This is a genomic window from Streptomyces sp. NPDC003023 (assembly GCF_042888225.1).
Classification (GTDB): domain Bacteria; phylum Actinomycetota; class Actinomycetes; order Streptomycetales; family Streptomycetaceae; genus Streptomyces.
Window position 1 is genome coordinate 266,684 of the sequence record NZ_JBIAPL010000008.1, and the last position, 15,735, is coordinate 282,418.

A 15,735-nucleotide genomic window follows, 5' to 3' on the forward strand; every position below is an offset into this window, starting at 1 on the left:
GACAGGCGGAAAGATCGGGGTTGTGCTGGATGAGATCCATGGCGCGCGAGCACAGAAATGCGACCGACCACCAGTCAATGACTTTTCGGTCGGCCGCATATCCATACGAGCGGTGAGCGACGCTGATGCCGTGCCCGGCAGGCTCTGCTCCCAGAAGGGCAAAGCCGCCGGGAGGGGCCACTAGCGCGCCATCTCCTCCTTCAGCGCCTGTACGAAGGAGTCCACGTCGTCCTCCGTCGTGTCGAACGAGCACATCCAGCGCACGTCGCCGGCGGCCTCGTCCCAGAAGTAGAACCGGAAGCGTTTCTGCAACCGCTCGCTCACGTCGTGGGGCAGCCGGGCGAAGACCGCGTTCGCCTGCACCTCGTGAAGGATCTCGACGCCGTCGACCGCGCGCACACCCTCAGCGAGCCGCTTGGCCATCGCGTTGGAATGGCGGGCGTTGCGCAGCCACAGGTCCTTGGCCAGCAGTGCCTCCAGCTGCACGGAGACGAACCGCATCTTGGACGCGAGCTGCATGGACAGCTTGCGCAGGTGCTTCATGTGGCTGACCGCGTCCGGGTTCAGGACGACGACCGCCTCACCGAAGAGCATGCCGTTCTTGGTGCCCCCGAACGTCAGCACATCGACACCGGCGGCATTGGTGAACGCCCGCATGGGGACGTTCAGCGAGGCCGCGGCGTTGGATATCCGCGCTCCGTCGAGGTGGACCTTCATCCCGTGGGAGTGCGCGTGCGCGGTGATCGCACGGATCTCGTCCACGGTGTAGACGGTGCCCAACTCGGTGTTCTGGGTGATCGACACGACCTGCGGCATGGCGCGGTGCTCGTCGTCGAAGCCCCACGCCTGCCGGTCGATGAGCTCCGGGGTGAGCTTGCCGTCCGGCGTCGGCACGGTGAGCAGCTTCAGCCCGCCCATCCGCTCCGGCGCGCCGCCCTCGTCGACGTTGATGTGCGCCGACTCGGCGCAGATCACCGCGCCCCAGCGGTCGGTGAGTGCCTGCAGCGCGGTGACGTTGGCGCCGGTGCCGTTGAAGACCGGGAAGGCCTCGGCAGTGGGGCCGAAATGGCTGTGCATGACGCGCTGGAGGTGATCGGTGTACTCGTCCTCCCCGTAGGCCACCTGGTGACCGCCGTTGGCGAGCGCGAGCGCCGCGAGGACCTCCGGGTGGGCCCCCGCGTAGTTGTCGCTCGCGAACCCGCGCACGGACGGGTCGTGGTGGCGCCGGGCGTCGGTCTTCACGGTTTGGGGGTCAGCCACAGACGCTGTCCATTCACTTCCGGGGCGGGCCGGTCCCAGACTCCGGCGATGGCCTCGGCCAGTTCCGTCACGTCGGTGAAGCCCGCGAACTTCGCGTTCGGTCGCTCGGCGCGCATCGCGTCGTGCACCAGTGCCTTGACGACCAGGATCGCAGCCGCGCTCGTCGGGCCCTGCTCGCCCCCCTCCTTGCGGAAGGCGTCGGCCAGCGCGAGCGTCCAGGCCTCCGCGGCCGCCTTGGAGGCGGCGTAGGCCGCGTTGCCGGCGGTCGGCTTGCTGGCGCCGGCCGCGCTGATCAGCAGATAGCGGCCCTTGTCACTGCGCAGCAGACCGTCGTGGAAGGCCAGCGAGGTGTGCTGCACGGTGCGGATGAGCAGCTTCTCCAGCAGTTCCCAGTCCGCCGGGTCGGTCTCGGCGAAGGAGGCGCTGCCGCGCCAGCCGCCCACCAGGTGGACCAGCCCGTCGATCCGGCCGAACTCCTTCTCCGTCTTGTCGGCCCACTCCCGGGCCGCGCCCAGGTCGAGGAGGTCGACGGTGTCGCCGGTGACGGTGGCGCCGCCGTGCGCGTACCTGGCGGCGTCCACGGCCTCGGCGAGGCGCTGCGGGTCGGCGTCGGAGGCGACGACGACGGCGCCCGCCTCAGCCAGCCTGAGGAGGGTGGCCCGGCCGGCCGGTCCGGCCGCGCCCGCCACCGCGATCACTGCGCCTTCCAGGGCACCGTTGCCGTTGCTGTCCATGGTCGTCGCCTCCTGGGTGCTGGAGCTCATGCGGCCACTCCCGGAGCGGAAGCCGCGGTGATCCCCTTGGTGGAGGCGATCACGTTCTTCAGCTTCTTGGAGAGCGCCTCATAGAACATGCTCAGCGGAAACTCGTCGGGAAGCACATCATCCACGAGTTTGCGGGGCGGCTGGGACAGATCGAGGGCGTCGGGGCCCTTGGCCCAGCGCGATCCCGGGTGCGGGGCGAGGTAGGTGGAGACCAGTTCGTACGCGGCGAACCAGTGGACCAGCTTCGGGCGGTCGATGCCCTCGCGGTAGAGCTGCTCGATCTCGCCGCACAGCTGGTTGGTGACCTGCGGGGCGCGGTCCCAGTCGATCTTCAGCGTGTTGTCGGTCCAGCGCACCACGTCGTGCTTGTGCAGGTACGCGAAGAGGAGCTGGCCGCCGAGACCGTCGTAGTTGCGGACCCGGTCGCCGGAGACCGGGAATCGGAACATCCGGTCGAAGAGCACCGTGTACTGCACGTCGCGACCGTGCCGGTTGCCCTCGGCCTCCAGCTTCACGGCCTCCTTGAAGGCGGTGAGGTCGCAGCGCAGCTCCTCCAGGCCGTACATCCAGAACGGCTGGCGCTGCTTGATCATGAACGGGTCGAAGGGCAGGTCGCCATGGCTGTGGGTACGGTCGTGGACCATGTCCCAGAGCACGAAGGCCTGCTCGCAGCGCTTCTGGTCGGCGACCATCTCGCGGATGTCCTCGGGCAGTTCGAGGCCGAGGACACGGACCGCCTCGTCCGTGACGGCACGGAAGCGGGCGGCCTCACGGTCGCAGAAGATGCCGCCCCAGGTGAAGCGCTCGGGCGCCTCGCGCACGGCGATGGTCTCGGGGAAGAGGACCGCCGAGTTGGTGTCGTAACCGGCGGTGAAGTCCTCGAAGGTGATGCCGCAGAAGAGCGGGTTGTCGTAGCGGGTGCGCTCGAGCTCTGAGAGCCACTCGGGCCACACCATCTTGAGGACGACCGCCTCGAAGTTGCGGTCCGGATTCCCGTTCTGCGTGTACATGGGGAAGACGACCAGGTGCTGCAGCCCGTCCTCACGGCCGGCGGCCGGGTGGAAGGCGAGCAGCGAGTCCAGGAAGTCCGGCACCTCGAAGCCTGCGTCGGCCCACTTGCGCAGGTCGGCGACGAGGGCCCGGTGGTAGGCGTCGTCGTGCGGAAGCAGCGGGGAGAGATCCCGCACCGCGGCGATCACCTGCTCGACCGCGGCTTTCGCCGCCGAGCGGTCGGGCGCGCCCTCGGCCTCGAAGTCGATCGAACCGTCCTTGGACTGCCAGGGGCGGATCTGTTCGACGGCGTTCTTGAGCGATGGCCAGCTCGGGTGGTCGACCACCCGCCCGGCACGGGATATGCCCCCTGCGGCCATGTCCTGCACAAGAATTTCCGTCATGTCACTTCCTCCACAGGAGAACCTCGCGTCAAGACACCGTATCCATCCGCGGTTCTCCCCCACAAGTGGCGACGAGGGAAATTATCCTGCGCACCCCCCTGATCACCGCATTTTTTGCGGTGACGGACGTGTGCGGAGGCTGCATCGGCACTCCGGTCGCCGACGCGGGACGAGCCGCGTCAAGCCGCCGGGGGACGCGCCCACGCGCGAGTGACACGGTCGGGCGTCCGGGCACCCCGCCGGGGTCCGGTGGGGCGCGGAGGGCATCGCGGAGCGGCTTCAGGACACCCCGCTCGCGGACGGTTCCCTCTTCCGGAGGGGCCGTTAGGCTGCGTCGGTACCGCCGGGCCCCAGGCTGTGCCCCGCGGGAGCCGCCGTCGACGGAAGCGAGAGAATCTTGACTTTCCTCACCATCGGTCATCGCGGGGTCATGGGCGTCGAGCCGGAGAACACCCTGCGTTCCTTCGTCCGCGCCGAGCAGTCCGGCATGGACGCCATCGAACTCGATCTCCATCTGAGCAAGGACGGCGCGCTCGCCGTCATGCACGACGCCGAAGTGGACCGCACGACCGACGGGAGCGGCGCCATCGCCGAGATGACGCTCGCCGAGCTGCGCCAGCTCGACGCGGGTGGGGGCGAGCGGGTGCCGGTGTTCGAGGAGGTCCTCGACGCGGTGCGGTCCCCGCTCCAGGCGGAGATCAAGGACGCGGCCGCGGCGCGCGCCCTGGCCGAGGTGATGCGCAGGCGCGACCTGGTGCCGCGCGTCGAGGTGTCGTCCTTCCAGGACGACGCGATCGCCGAGATCTCGGCGCTGGTGCCGGGCGTGCGCACGGTGCTGGTCGCCAGCCACTGGGGCGCCGACATCGTGGACAGGGCGAAGGCGGTCGGCGCCCAGGGCCTGGCCCTGAACATCCGCAGGCTGACGCTCGAGACGGTCGAACGGGCGCACGCCGAACAACTGCGGGTGATCGGCTGGGTTGTCAACACCCAGGATCATCTGCGGCTGGTGCGCGCCCTCGAGCTCGACGGCGCGACCACCGACTTCCCGGAGATCCGCCGCACCGGCCGCTTCACCGCCTGACAGCCGCCCCGCTCCCGGGGGAACCCCGGCGCGGGCCCTGCACCACGGGCATCAGACGAAGTCCTTCACCAGCAGCTCGAAAGCAAGATCGTCGCGCTGCGGGATGCCGAAGCGTTCGTCGCCGTACGGGAACGGGGTCATCCGGCCCGTACGGCGGTAACCGCGGCGCTCGTACCAGGCGATCAGGTCCTCGCGCACCGAGATCACCGTCATGTGCATTCCGCTCACGCCCCACGCCTCGCGGACTCGGCGCTCCGCCTCCGCGATGATCCGGCGGCCGAGACCGGCGCCCTGGAGCTCCGGCCGGACCGCGAACATGCCGAAGTAGGCGACCTCACCCCGGTGCTCGAGCTGGCAGCAGGCGACCGGCGCCCCGTCGCGCTCGACGACCATCAGACGGCTGCCGGGACCGGTGATCACCTCGAGCACGCCCTGCGGGTCGGTGCGCTGTCCGGAGAGGATGTCCGCCTCGGTCGTCCACCCCTGGCGGCTCGAGTCCCCGCGGTAGGCCGACTCGATCAGCCGGACGAGCACCGGCACGTCGGCGTCTACCGCGTAGCGGTAGGTGAGGACGATCTCGCCGGAGTCCTGGGGCGGGGCGGTGTCCATGGGTGGCTCTCCGTTCCACTGCGTGCGGTTGAGGCCGAGACTAACCCGCTTGGCCGACGAGCCTCGGTCCGGATCCGTTCCCGCGGCTCGCGCCACCTCGCGCCCCCTTGTACCCCTGTGCGCTCGCGTACGGAGCCGGGCGGCGGGCATCGACAACCTGGAGCGACGCCGAACGCCGCGCGAAGGGGGAGGTACGCCGTGCACGGACCAGCGATGTCCGGCTGGCTGCTCATGGCGCTCTGCACCACGACGGGTCTGTACTGCCTGGTCGGCATGCGTGGTTGCCCCGGACCGGCCAGAGAGGCGGCCGGCGGCGAGGCGCTGATGAGCCTCGGGATGGCCGCGATGGCCGTGCCCACCACCGTCTTCACCCCGCCGGGCCGGCACTGGGTGGCGTACGCGGTCGTCTTCGGCGCGGCGGCGGTACGCGCGGTGTGGCCGGGCCGGGGCGGATGCCATCTGCACCATCTCGTCGGGTGCCTCGCGATGATCTACATGGCTGCGGCGATGGCCGTCGGCGGCGCGCACGGCGCGCACTCGGGCGGGGGCGTCCCGGTGGTCACCGGGGCGCTGCTCGTCTACTTCGCCGTGTACGTGCTCCGTTCCGGGACCCGGCTGGTGCCGCTCGCCGCCGCCGGGGGCACGGCCGTCGCCGCAGCCGTGCCGTCCGGGTCGCGGCCCGAGCTGGTGCCGGCCTGCCGTGTCTCGATGGCGATCGCCATGCTCGCGATGCTGCTGGCCCTCTGACCCGGCCCCGCCCGAGGAGGTCACGAACCGTGGCGTTTCGAGCCGTGGCGGGTTTCGAACCGTGGCGGGTTGGGAACCGTGGCGTGCGTCACTTGACGCGCGCGGGCATACCCGTGGGTAGTCCCACGCTCATAGGCTGCTGTCCATGATGGTCTCGCTCGCGCTGCTCACGCTCGGCGCACTGGCCGCCGTCGTCGCCCCGCGCCTCGTGTCGCGTGCCGACTGGCCGGAGCGCGAGCCTGTCGTGGCCCTCTGGGTCTGGCAGTGCGTGGTCGCCGCGGTGCTGATGTCCTTCGCGCTCTCGATGACGTTCAGCGCCGCCGGTGCCTGGCAGTTCGTACGGGGGCACGTCTTCGCCTCCGCGCCGAACGGTGTCGTCGAGGCGTACGCGCTCGGCCCGAACGGGCCGTGGTCCGCGGTGCTCGCCGTGGTCCTCGCCTGCGGCGGTCTGTGGACCGGGGCCATGCTGGCGAGGGAGATCCACGGGGCGCACACCCGGCGCAAGCGGCAGCGGGCCGAACTGCTCGTGCGTTCGCCCCTGATGCCTGACGAGATTCCCGGCAGCGGGCCCCTGGTCGTCCTGGAGGCGGAACGGCCCGACGCGTGGTGGCTGCCGGGGTCCACTCCCCGACTGGTCGTCACAACGGCCGCGCTGCGGCGTCTGAAAGGACGTCAGCTCGATGCGGTACTGGCCCACGAACAGGGGCACGCACGCGCCCGGCACGACTGGCTGCTGCACTGCTCCGCCGCGCTGGCCAACGGCTTTCCGCAGATTCCGGTGTTCGCGGCGTTCCGCGACGAGATGCACCGGCTGGTCGAACTCGCGGCGGACGATGTCGCCTCTCGGCGCTTCGGCCGGCTGACGATCGCCCTGGCACTGGTCGAACTGAACGAGGAGCGCGGGGTGTTCGGCCCGTGCCCCGCACCCGGCGCCCAGCTGCCGCAGCGGGTGAACCGTCTGCTGACGCCGTCGCCGCGGCTCACGCCGGCGCGTCGGCTGCGGCTGACGGCGGCCGCGGCTCTGGTGCCGGTGGTTCCGCTGCTGGTGGCGTTCGGGCCGGGACTGCGCGCGCTGGGATAGCCCCGCGGCCGAGGAGACGGCAGGATCTGTTCATGTCCTCCCCCGGCTCCGCGGACCCCCGCTCCACAGACCCCCGCTCCACAGACCCCCGCTCCACAGACTCCAGGCCCTCCGGGCCGCGCCCGTCCGGCGGGCCCATGGCCCCGGTCACCGCCATGTCCGCCCGTGCCTGTGCCGTCTCCGCGGGCCTGGCCACCCTTCTGCTGGTGGCGGTCGCGCTCACGTGGTCCCCGCTCATGGCCTTCGACCGGAGCGTCGTGCACGCGTTGCACGAATCCGCGGTGGACGAACCGACGTTCACCCACGTCAACCGCGTACTGACGGACTGGGTGTGGGATCCGTGGACGATGCGCCTGCTGGCAGCCGCGGCCTTCCTGTGGCTGTGGACGCGCGGGGAGCGCCTCCTGGCCGCGTGGGTGGCCGCCGCCTCGCTCCTCGGGGCGGGCCTCCAGCAGGGCCTGAAGGCACTGCTGGCCCGCGAGAGGCCCCAGTGGCCGGATCCGGTCGACTCGGCGAACTACGCCGCCTTTCCGTCGGGGCACGCGATGACCGCCGTGCTCACCTGCGGGCTGCTGCTCTGGCTGTGCAGGCGGCACGGCGCCACCGGGCGGGCCTGGGGCTGGTGCGTCGCGGCCGCGGCCCTCTCCGTCGCCGGGGTGGGCTTCACCCGGATCTACCTGGGCGTGCACTGGCCCTCCGACGTGGTCGGCGGCTGGCTACTCGGCGCGTGTGTCGTGGCTCTCACCACGGCCTCGTACCGGAGAGTGGCCTTGTCCCGCGCGGCCTGACCAGCCGAGTATCGGGGCCATGACGATCAAGACGGTGCTCTTCGACTTCTCCGGGACGCTCTTCCGTGTCGAATCGGCCCGCGACTGGCTGCGGGCCGTGCTGCGGGAGCGTGGAACGGCCGTGCCCGAGAGCGAACTGGAGCAGCTCGGCGGGGCACTGGAGAGTGCCGGCGCGCTGCCGGGCGGTCATCCACCCCGGCGGGTGCCTCCTCACCTGACCGGAGCGTGGGCGGTGCGGGACACCGACATGGACCTGCACCGGGCGGCGTACACGGGTCTGGCGCGCGAGGTGGCCCTGCCGGACGAGGGCCTCTACGACGCGCTCTACGACCGCCACATGACGCCCGCGGCGTGGCGGCCCTACGCCGACACCGCCGAGGTCCTGCGCGGTCTGCGGGAGCGCGGCACAGCGGTCGGCGTGGTCAGCAACATCGGCTGGGACCTGCGGCCGGTCTTCCGGGCCCATGGCATCGACGAGCTGGTCGACACGTACACGCTGTCGTTCGAGCACGGCGTGCAGAAGCCGGACGCCCGGCTGTTCCGCTCGGCGTGCGAAGGGCTGGCGAGCGATCCGCGGGAGGTGCTGATGGTGGGTGACGACCGTCGCGCCGACGGCGGAGCGGCACAGCTGGGGTGCGCCGTCCACTTCGTGGATCATCTGCCGGTCCACGAACGGCCCGCGGGACTGCGCCCGGTACTCGGGCTCGTCGACCGCCGGCGGACAGCGCAGTAGAGCCGATCGCAGCGGACCGGATCCGGTGACCCGAGCAGAGGTGCGGATCCGGACAACGGATCCGGTGACCGGAAGCCACTGGACAAAGCCACCCGGACCGGACGATCCCCCGCGTCGCCCGGTCCGGACAGCACCACCCGCGACCCCGGCCCCGAAGGCCGGGCAGCGGGACGCGCCGAGTATACTGGCTGAGAGCCAGTCAACGCAGGAGTCAAGCATGTCCCCGCGAAGCGCATCGGTCAATGAAGAGCTTCGTCGGCGTTCTCGCCAGCGGCTTCTGCAGGCGACCGTGGAGCTGGTCGACGAGTACGGCTACGAGGCCACGACGCTCGGCGCCATCGCCGATCGGGCGGGCACCGCCCGCGGTCTCGTCTCGTACTACTTCCCGGGCAAGCGGCAGCTGCTGCAGTCGGCCGTGCACCGTCTGATGCATCTCACGCTCGAGGCGGCGCTGACGCGGGAACCGCGCCCCGACGACGGCAGGGAGCTGATGGCCCGGGCCATCGACGCGATCCTGGGTCTGGCGGCCGACCACCCGGTGGTGATGCGCACCCACATGGGGGGAATCCTGCAGGCGGACGGCTTCGTCCAGTGCCCCGAGCAGCAACGGCTCGCCGCCCTGCTCAAGGACACCGTGGAGCGCTACGGATCGCGGAACGTCGACACCGACTACCCGCTGCTCCGTGCGCTGTTGATGGGCGCGGTCTTCGCGGTGCTGCTGCCCGGCGCGCCGATGCCCCACGCGCGGCTGCGCGCGGAGCTCTTCCAGCGTTACGGACTGGACTGGGAGTCCGGTGTGCCGCCGGGCGGTTCCCCGCCCGACGGCACACCGGGACGCTTTCCGGATCAGTCGTCGAAGCGGCCGTGACGGTCGAAGTAGTCGGGCTGTGTCTGCACGTTGAGCTCGTGCATCCGTACCCTCTTGCCGGCGTCGGTGCGCCGGTCACTGATCTTCAGGACGTCGAAGCCCTTGGCGATGTCGTTCGAGTAGATGTAGCCGTTGTAGTAGTACGCGGACCACGAACCACCGGTGGCGATCGTGGTGTCGCTGAGCGGACCGCGCTCGAAGTAGCCGATCTCCTTGGGCTTCGAGGAGTCGGTGAAGTCCCAGACCGAGACCCCGCCCTGGTACCAGGCCTGGACCATGATGTCGCGGCCCTTCACCGGGATCAGCGAGCCGTTGTGGGCCACGCAGTTCTCGGTGTCCGCCTGGTGGCGCGGGATCTTGTAGTAGCTGCGGAAGACCAGCTCGCGCCGGTCGCCCTTGCCGACGATGTCGTAGATGCCGTCGGCGCCGCGGTTCGGACCGATCTCGGCGTTGCAGGTCGCCGAGCCACCGCCGCCGAGCTCGTCGGTGAAGACGACCTTGTTCGCGGTCTGGTTGAAGGTCGCCGAGTGCCAGAAGGCGAAGTTGACGTTGTCCTGGACCCGGTCGATGACCTTCGGCTCCTCCGGGTTCTTGATGTCGAAGAGGATGCCGTCACCCATGCAGGCGCCCGCGGCCAGGTCCTTGGAGGGCAGCACGGTGATGTCGTGGCAGCCGGTGGTCTTCGAGACGCCCGGGTTGGTGGGCGGGCCGGGGTTGCCGCCGCCGTCGTGCCCCTCGCCGGGGAAGAGCACCGGGAAGCTCACGACCGCCGACTCCTCGGGGGCGTCGCGCGGCACCTTGATGACGGAGATCCCGTCGTGCGGCGGCTGGCAGTCGGGGAACGCGTCGTTCGGCGAGTACGAGGAGACGTACACGTAGACGTTCCCGCCGTCCGGCACCAGCGTGTGGGTGTGCGAACCGCACGCCGTCTCGACCGCGGCGACGTACTTCGGGTTGCGCTTGTCGCTGATGTCGAAGACCTTCATGCCCTCCCAGGACGACTTCTCCCTCGCCGACTGGGTGGTGCTGTTGCACGAGTTGTCGCTGCGCGAGGAGTCGGTGGACAGGAAGAGCAGATCACCGGAGACGCTGATGTCGTTCTGCGATCCCGGGCACAGGACCTGGGAAACGGTCCTGGGGCTCTTGGGGTTGCTGATGTCGAAGATCCGGAAGCCGTCGTAGTTGCCTGCGAAGGCGTACCGCCCCTGGAACGCGAGGTCGGAGTTGGTGCCGGACAGCGCGTCCTTGGGGATGTTCGTCAGGTGCTCGATGTTGTCGCTGTGGACGACCTCGTTCACCGCGGGTATCTCGCCGTTACGGATCGCCGACCTGGTATCTTCCGCCTGGCCTGCGGAAACCTTTTCCCGGGCGGGCGCGTCACCCGGGTCGGGGATGGCGGCCGCCGGTCCCGCTGCCAGCATGGTGGCAAGCAGTCCGGCCGCGGCAGCCGCGACTCCCAGTCGTCTGCGCCGCACTCGGGTGGTGTGCAACAGGATCACTGCGTCCTCCCCTAACAGCCGTTCTTGGTTGAACGGTTCACGGACCCCGGCAGTATGTTCCCTAGCATGCACATCTCAACAGATGGCAACCACGAAGAAATCAAGGTTTCCGATCAGTGAGACGTGTGCAGTAAGTGAGGGCAGCCCCGGGAGGGGCCCGAGTTCTCCCCAGGAGGTCACCGTGTTGAACCGCTCCCGGACCGCGCGGGTCCGCCGGACGGCCGCGGCCGCGGCGGCCGCCGTGGCCGTACTGGCCCTGGGTGCCTGCGAGTCGGGCTCCGACGGCCCGGCCAAGGCGGACGGCGCCGGCGGGCCCTCCGTGGTGGCGCCCGGGAAGCCCGGCGAGCCGGCGAGGACGCTGTCCGCGGAGGAGGCGGCGAAGGCCGCGCCCGACGACAGCCCCAACTCCGCCGACTTCGACTACGCGCGAATGATGATCGAACACCACGAGCAGGCCTTGCTGATGACCTCCCTCGTCCCCGGCCGCGCCGAGTCGACGCCGGTGAAGCGGCTCGCGGAACGCATAGCCGCGGCGCAGCGGCCCGAGATCGACGCGATGCGCGGCTGGCTGACGAACAACGGCGGGGACAAGAAGCCCGGCGGACACGGACACGGACACGACCACGGCTCGATGCCCGGGATGGCCACCGACGCCCAACTGAAGCAGCTGCGGGAGGCCGACGGGAGCGCCTTCGACCAGCTCTTCCTGAAGCTCATGATCACCCACCACCAGGGGGCGGTCACGATGGCCGCCGACGTGCTCTCCGACGGGAACAACGTCCAGGTGGAGGAGATGGCCAACGACGTGATCGCACAGCAGACCTCGGAGATCGGCCGGATGCGCGACATGTGAGGCCCCGCGGGGGCGCCGGGCCGGCCATGGGGGCCGGGCACGGCTGGGCCGGGACCGTGCCACGGGGACCCGTCAGGGCGGCACGCCGGTGGCCCGCGCCGCGCGAGACTCCCCAGATGGGCACTCCGGTGGGATGCTGGACTTCTCCCTGCGGGAAGGAGCACCGCCGTGCTTCGCGTCGCCGTCGTCGGATCGGGCCCGAGCGGGGTCTACGCCGCACAGGCCCTCGTCGGGCAGTCGGCCGTGCCCGACGTCCGGGTGCACATCCTGGACCGCCTCCCCTGCCCGTACGGCCTCGTGCGCTACGGCGTGGCACCGGACCACGAGAAGATCAAATCGCTGCAGAACAACCTGCGCGCGGTACTCGAGGACGACCGGATCGACTTCCTGGGCAATGTCGAGGTCGGCGCGCACGGGCTCGGTCCGCGGCGGCTGCTGGAGCTGTACCACGCGGTGGTGTACTGCGTGGGGGCGGCCAGAGACCGCAAGCTCGGCATCCCCGGCGAGGATCTGCCCGGCAGCCACTCGGCCACCGATTTCGTCTCGTGGTACAGCGCCCATCCCGACGCCCTGCCGGACGCCTTCGCCCTCGGTGCGCGGAGCGCCGTCGTCATCGGCGTCGGCAATGTGGCCGTGGACGTCGCGCGCATCCTGGCGCGCGGCGCCGACGAATTGCGCGGGACGGACGTCCCGGAGATCGCACTGGGCGCGCTGGCGGCCAGCAGGGTGCGCGACGTGCACATGGTGGGCAGGCGCGGACCGTCAGGAGCCAAGTTCACCACCAAGGAACTGCGCGAACTGGGCGCACTGCCCTCCGCCGACGTACTGGTGGACCCGGCGGACCTCGCGCTGGAGCCCGCCTACGCCGATCCGGCGGCCGTCCCCGCGATCGTGCGGCGCAACCTCACGGTCGTACGGGAATGGGCCGCCCGGCCGCCGCAGGGCCGGCCGCGCCGCATCCATGTGCGGTTCTTCCTGCGGCCGGTGGAGCTGCTGGAACGCGACGGCCGGGTGGGCGGCGTGCGCTTCGAGCGCACCGTGCCGGACGGCGGTGGCGGGGTGCGCGGCACCGGGACGTACGAGGACGTCGAGGCGCAGTTGGTGCTGCGGGCCGTGGGCTACCGGGGGGTGGCGACGGAAGGGCTGCCGTTCGACGCCGAACGCGGCGTGGTGCCGAACGCCGCGGGCCGCGTTCTGCGGGACGGCAGCTTCTCACCCGGTGAGTACGTGGCCGGGTGGATCAAGCGAGGGCCCACCGGGGTGATCGGCACCAACCGGCCGTGCGCCAAGGAGACGGTGAACTCGCTGCTGGAGGACGCGGCGGCGCTGGGACGGCGGCGGGTGGCCACGGACCCCGAGGCCGAACTGCGGGCGGCGGGTCACCGGCCGGTGAGGTGGCAGGGCTGGCTCGCCATCGAGGAGGCGGAGGCGGCCCTGGGGCGCGCCCTGGGCAGGCCCCCCGTCAAGATCGCGGACTGGGCGGGTCTGCTGGGTGCGGCGCGGGTGCAGGGGACCGGTGCCGGGACGGAGGACGCCGGCGCTCGCTGAAGTCCACGAGCGCACCCACCCCGAGGACTGCGACTGTCCGCTGAGACGCCGCCGCACCCCGGTGGCCGTGTGGGGCGCGCCGGCTTTCTCGTTCTTCTGCTGCCGCCAAGGAGACGCCCGGCTCAGCGGCGCAAGACGGTCTCCCACTCCAGACGCGACAGCTTCCCGGGATTGCGCACGGCGTAGAGCCCGGTGATGAGGCCGTCGTCGATGCGCATCGCCACGACGGTGTCGATCCCGCCGTCGAGTCGGACGATCAGCGCGGGGTCTCCGTTGACCTGTGTCGACTGCAGCGACATCACGGCGGCGATCCTGCCCAGCACGTCGGCCACCCGACCGGCCCCCACGACGGGCGCCAGGGCGGCCTGCACGACTCCGCCGCCGTCGGTCAGCAGGACGACGTCCGGCGCGAGGACGTCCAGCAGGCGTTGCAGATCGCCCGTTTCAACCGCCCGCCGGAACGCCTCGACGGTGCGGCGGGTCTCGTCGGCGGAAGCGGCCCCGCGCGGTCGGCGCGCGGCGACGTGGGCTCGTGCGCGGTGGGCGATCTGCCGGACCGCGGCCGGGCTCTTGTCGACGGCCCGGGCGATCTCGTCGTACCCGAGGTCGAACACCTCCCGCAGCACGAACACCGCCCGCTCGGTCGGGGCGAGCGTCTCCAGCACGAGCAGCATCGCCATCGATACGCTGTCGGCCAGCACGACGTCCTCGGCCACGTCGGGCGCGGTCAGCAGCGGCTCGGGCAGCCAGGGACCGACGTAGGCCTCCTTGCGCCGGCCGAGCGTGCGCAGATGGCTCAGCGCCTGCCGGGTGGTGATCCGGACCAGGTACGCACGCTGATCCCGCACGATGTCGAGATCGACGCCCACCCACCGCAACCAGGTCTCCTGCAGGACGTCCTCGGCATCGGCGGCCGAGCCGAGCATCTCGTACGCAACGGTGAACAGAAGATTGCGGTGGGCGACGAACGCGGAGGTGACGCTGTCCGAGCGGTCGTCACGAGCGACCGGCCCGAGCGCGCCCCTTGTCCCGTCGTTCATGGTTCGGTCGTTCATCACCGTCTCCTGCCCGTTCGCTCTCGACTGCGCCGTACACGAGACGCCGACTGCCACCGCTCTGTGACACCCGCGACGGGTGACGCACGCCACATCACCGGGCCGTCACAAGGATCGGGCCGTCGGCATCTTGTGTTCGTCCGTGCAGCAAGCACGCAACGCCACCAGTGAGGACGGCATCATGGAACCTCGTTTCAACCTGCTCGACAGCCCGACCGCCGCGAAGGTCGCCAAGCGCTTCTACAACACCTCATCGGCCCTGGAAGGGTCGACGCTGCCGAAGTCCCTACGGGAACTGGTGGAGTTGCGGGTCGGCCAGATGAACGGCTGCGGCTTCTGCGTCGACGTCCACACCAAGGAGGCCGCAGCCGCCGGTGAGACCGCGCTTCGGATCAACCTGGTCGCCGCCTGGCGGCACAGCACCGTGTTCACCGAGGCCGAGCGGGCCGCGTTGGCCCTCGCCGAGGAAGGAACCCGGCTCGGCGACCAGGGCGTGTCCGACAAGACATGGGCCGAGGTGCGCGAGCACTACGACAACGACCAGGTCGGTGCGCTGGTCTGCCTGGTGGCCCTGATCAACGCGGCCACCCGGATGAACGTGATCGTGCACAACCCAGAGGGCTCGTACGCGCCCGGCATGTTCGCCGGTGTGACGAGCTGACGGGTAGGCGAACCACGACGCGTCCCAGGACCGTTCGATCCGGGCCGGGCCTGCGCGGCCACGGACGACAGAGGCCGGCACGGGTTCCCTTCTCTCCGCCAAGGTGACCGTCAAACGGCCTACGAGGTGGTGGTGGTCTTCGAGCGACCCGGCCGACCCGGCCGCCGTGGCCCCGTCCGCCGTGGCGGACGTGGGTGAGGATGCGCGCCGCGGCACTCTCGACCGCGGTACACCTGCGGTCGAGAGTGCGACAGCGGTGCGCCGACTGCCGTCGCCCGCCGACGCCGTCGTGGGGCCGGTGGGTCAGGCGTCGGCCGCGAGCCGGCTCTCCTGTCCCTGGGCCGCTTCGAGGACGCGGTCGAGCAGTCCCGGGAACAGGGCCTCGAGGTCGTCCCTCCGCAGGCCGTTCATCTTGGCCGTGCCCTGGTAGGTCTGGCGGATCACGCCGCTTTCGCGCAGCACCCGGAAGTGGTGGGTGGTCGTCGACTTGGTGACGGGCAGCTCGATGTCGGAGCAGCTCAGGGCCCCCTCATCGGCGGCCAGTTCACACACGACGCGCAGCCGCATCGGGTCGGCGAGTGCGTGGAGCACGTTTTCCAGGCGGATCTCGTCGCGGGATGGATGCGCGAGCACTCGGGTGCTGGTCACGGTGGTCACGACGGCTCCGCTTCGTCCGGGGACACCCATGGTACGAGACCCTTCGTAGTTCGTTCACTCTCATGGTTCGACGACTCTCGTAGTTTGACAGATCACGTACTACGATGCCTATCGTACGACTCGTCGCACCGGTCCCG

General features: G+C 70.7%; 16 protein-coding genes. 9 read left to right on the top strand and 7 right to left on the bottom strand.

Annotated elements, in window-relative coordinates:
- Positions 1 to 180 precede the first annotated feature (180 nt).
- Genes ACFYV1_RS25755 through ACFYV1_RS25765 form a run of 3 tightly spaced genes read right to left on the bottom strand, consistent with a single transcriptional unit; the run spans position 181 to position 3,418 of the window.
- Positions 181 to 1,260, bottom strand: a complete 1,080-nt coding sequence (locus ACFYV1_RS25755) for a threonine aldolase family protein (protein WP_389397944.1) — start codon at positions 1,258 to 1,260, stop codon at positions 181 to 183.
- The gene (locus tag ACFYV1_RS25760; RefSeq protein WP_389397945.1) at positions 1,239 to 2,024 is read right to left on the bottom strand and encodes an SDR family NAD(P)-dependent oxidoreductase; all 786 of its coding nucleotides are present in this window, start codon (positions 2,022 to 2,024) and stop codon (positions 1,239 to 1,241) included. The genes ACFYV1_RS25755 and ACFYV1_RS25760 overlap by 22 nt, the downstream gene beginning before the upstream one ends.
- On the bottom strand, positions 2,021 to 3,418 hold the full coding sequence (locus ACFYV1_RS25765) for a DUF6421 family protein (RefSeq protein WP_389397946.1): 1,398 nt from the start codon (positions 3,416 to 3,418) through the stop codon (positions 2,021 to 2,023). The genes ACFYV1_RS25760 and ACFYV1_RS25765 overlap by 4 nt, the downstream gene beginning before the upstream one ends.
- A 397-nt stretch (positions 3,419 to 3,815) precedes the next feature.
- Between ACFYV1_RS25765 and ACFYV1_RS25770 the strand changes: the two genes are divergently transcribed.
- A complete protein-coding gene (locus ACFYV1_RS25770) occupies positions 3,816 to 4,499 on the top strand; it encodes a glycerophosphodiester phosphodiesterase (RefSeq protein ID WP_389397947.1) in 684 nt (227 codons plus the stop codon).
- 51 nt (positions 4,500 to 4,550) lie between these two features.
- Here ACFYV1_RS25770 and ACFYV1_RS25775 read toward each other — a convergent pair whose 3' ends face one another.
- The gene (locus tag ACFYV1_RS25775) at positions 4,551 to 5,108 is read right to left on the bottom strand and encodes a GNAT family N-acetyltransferase (protein ID WP_389397948.1); all 558 of its coding nucleotides are present in this window, start codon (positions 5,106 to 5,108) and stop codon (positions 4,551 to 4,553) included.
- Positions 5,109 to 5,306: 198 nt separating this feature from the next.
- Here ACFYV1_RS25775 and ACFYV1_RS25780 point away from each other — a divergent pair, with 198 nt between their 5' ends.
- The 5 genes from ACFYV1_RS25780 to ACFYV1_RS25800 all read left to right on the top strand — a co-directional run bounded on the left by ACFYV1_RS25780 (position 5,307) and on the right by ACFYV1_RS25800 (position 9,325).
- Positions 5,307 to 5,855, top strand: a complete 549-nt coding sequence (locus ACFYV1_RS25780; RefSeq protein WP_389397949.1) for a DUF5134 domain-containing protein — start codon at positions 5,307 to 5,309, stop codon at positions 5,853 to 5,855.
- Positions 5,856 to 6,000: 145 nt separating this feature from the next.
- A complete protein-coding gene (locus ACFYV1_RS25785) occupies positions 6,001 to 6,936 on the top strand; it encodes a M56 family metallopeptidase (RefSeq protein WP_389397950.1) in 936 nt (311 codons plus the stop codon).
- A 137-nt stretch (positions 6,937 to 7,073) separates the two neighbouring features.
- Positions 7,074 to 7,724, top strand: a complete 651-nt coding sequence (locus tag ACFYV1_RS25790; protein ID WP_389397951.1) for a phosphatase PAP2 family protein — start codon at positions 7,074 to 7,076, stop codon at positions 7,722 to 7,724.
- Positions 7,725 to 7,743: 19 nt separating this feature from the next.
- Positions 7,744 to 8,457, top strand: a complete 714-nt coding sequence (locus tag ACFYV1_RS25795; RefSeq protein WP_389397952.1) for an HAD family hydrolase — start codon at positions 7,744 to 7,746, stop codon at positions 8,455 to 8,457.
- 217 nt (positions 8,458 to 8,674) lie between these two features.
- The gene (locus ACFYV1_RS25800; RefSeq protein ID WP_389397953.1) at positions 8,675 to 9,325 is read left to right on the top strand and encodes a TetR/AcrR family transcriptional regulator; all 651 of its coding nucleotides are present in this window, start codon (positions 8,675 to 8,677) and stop codon (positions 9,323 to 9,325) included.
- Here ACFYV1_RS25800 and ACFYV1_RS25805 read toward each other — a convergent pair.
- Positions 9,304 to 10,824 (bottom strand): LVIVD repeat-containing protein, encoded by a 1,521-nt coding sequence (locus ACFYV1_RS25805; protein WP_389397954.1) that lies wholly within the window; start codon positions 10,822 to 10,824, stop codon positions 9,304 to 9,306. The genes ACFYV1_RS25800 and ACFYV1_RS25805 overlap by 22 nt on opposite strands.
- Positions 10,825 to 11,005: 181 nt before the next feature.
- On the opposite strand from ACFYV1_RS25805, the gene ACFYV1_RS25810 reads away from it, so the two are divergent.
- Together ACFYV1_RS25810 and ACFYV1_RS25815 are read left to right on the top strand one after the other, a co-directional pair.
- Positions 11,006 to 11,677, top strand: coding sequence for a DUF305 domain-containing protein (locus ACFYV1_RS25810; protein ID WP_389397955.1), 672 nt, complete (start codon positions 11,006 to 11,008; stop codon positions 11,675 to 11,677).
- Positions 11,678 to 11,845: 168 nt separating this feature from the next.
- Positions 11,846 to 13,225 (top strand): FAD-dependent oxidoreductase, encoded by a 1,380-nt coding sequence (locus ACFYV1_RS25815; RefSeq protein ID WP_389397956.1) that lies wholly within the window; start codon positions 11,846 to 11,848, stop codon positions 13,223 to 13,225.
- A 122-nt stretch (positions 13,226 to 13,347) separates the two neighbouring features.
- On the opposite strand, the gene ACFYV1_RS25820 is transcribed toward ACFYV1_RS25815, so the two are convergent.
- On the bottom strand, positions 13,348 to 14,265 hold the full coding sequence (locus tag ACFYV1_RS25820) for an RNA polymerase sigma-70 factor (protein WP_389398011.1): 918 nt from the start codon (positions 14,263 to 14,265) through the stop codon (positions 13,348 to 13,350).
- Between the two features lie 196 nt (positions 14,266 to 14,461).
- Here ACFYV1_RS25820 and ACFYV1_RS25825 point away from each other — a divergent pair, with 196 nt between their 5' ends.
- On the top strand, positions 14,462 to 14,941 hold the full coding sequence (locus tag ACFYV1_RS25825; protein WP_389397957.1) for a carboxymuconolactone decarboxylase family protein: 480 nt from the start codon (positions 14,462 to 14,464) through the stop codon (positions 14,939 to 14,941).
- Positions 14,942 to 15,244: 303 nt separating this feature from the next.
- Here ACFYV1_RS25825 and ACFYV1_RS25830 read toward each other — a convergent pair whose 3' ends face one another.
- Positions 15,245 to 15,598 (bottom strand): ArsR/SmtB family transcription factor, encoded by a 354-nt coding sequence (locus ACFYV1_RS25830; RefSeq protein WP_389397958.1) that lies wholly within the window; start codon positions 15,596 to 15,598, stop codon positions 15,245 to 15,247.
- Positions 15,599 to 15,735: the final 137 nt, after the last annotated feature.

What these genes read in the sequence shown, in the direction of transcription:
- ACFYV1_RS25795 (WP_389397952.1), top strand. Translation starts at nt 7,744, where the DNA reads ATGACGATCAAGACGGTGCTCTTCGACTTCTCCGGGACGCTCTTCCGT.
- ACFYV1_RS25775 (WP_389397948.1), bottom strand. Translation starts at nt 5,108, where the DNA reads ATGGACACCGCCCCGCCCCAGGACTCCGGCGAGATCGTCCTCACCTAC.
- ACFYV1_RS25765 (WP_389397946.1), bottom strand. Translation starts at nt 3,418, where the DNA reads ATGACGGAAATTCTTGTGCAGGACATGGCCGCAGGGGGCATATCCCGT.
- ACFYV1_RS25760 (WP_389397945.1), bottom strand. Translation starts at nt 2,024, where the DNA reads ATGAGCTCCAGCACCCAGGAGGCGACGACCATGGACAGCAACGGCAAC.
- ACFYV1_RS25800 (WP_389397953.1), top strand. Translation starts at nt 8,675, where the DNA reads ATGTCCCCGCGAAGCGCATCGGTCAATGAAGAGCTTCGTCGGCGTTCT.
- ACFYV1_RS25785 (WP_389397950.1), top strand. Translation starts at nt 6,001, where the DNA reads ATGATGGTCTCGCTCGCGCTGCTCACGCTCGGCGCACTGGCCGCCGTC.
- ACFYV1_RS25790 (WP_389397951.1), top strand. Translation starts at nt 7,074, where the DNA reads ATGGCCCCGGTCACCGCCATGTCCGCCCGTGCCTGTGCCGTCTCCGCG.
- ACFYV1_RS25825 (WP_389397957.1), top strand. Translation starts at nt 14,462, where the DNA reads ATGGAACCTCGTTTCAACCTGCTCGACAGCCCGACCGCCGCGAAGGTC.
- ACFYV1_RS25820 (WP_389398011.1), bottom strand. Translation starts at nt 14,265, where the DNA reads ATGAACGACGGGACAAGGGGCGCGCTCGGGCCGGTCGCTCGTGACGAC.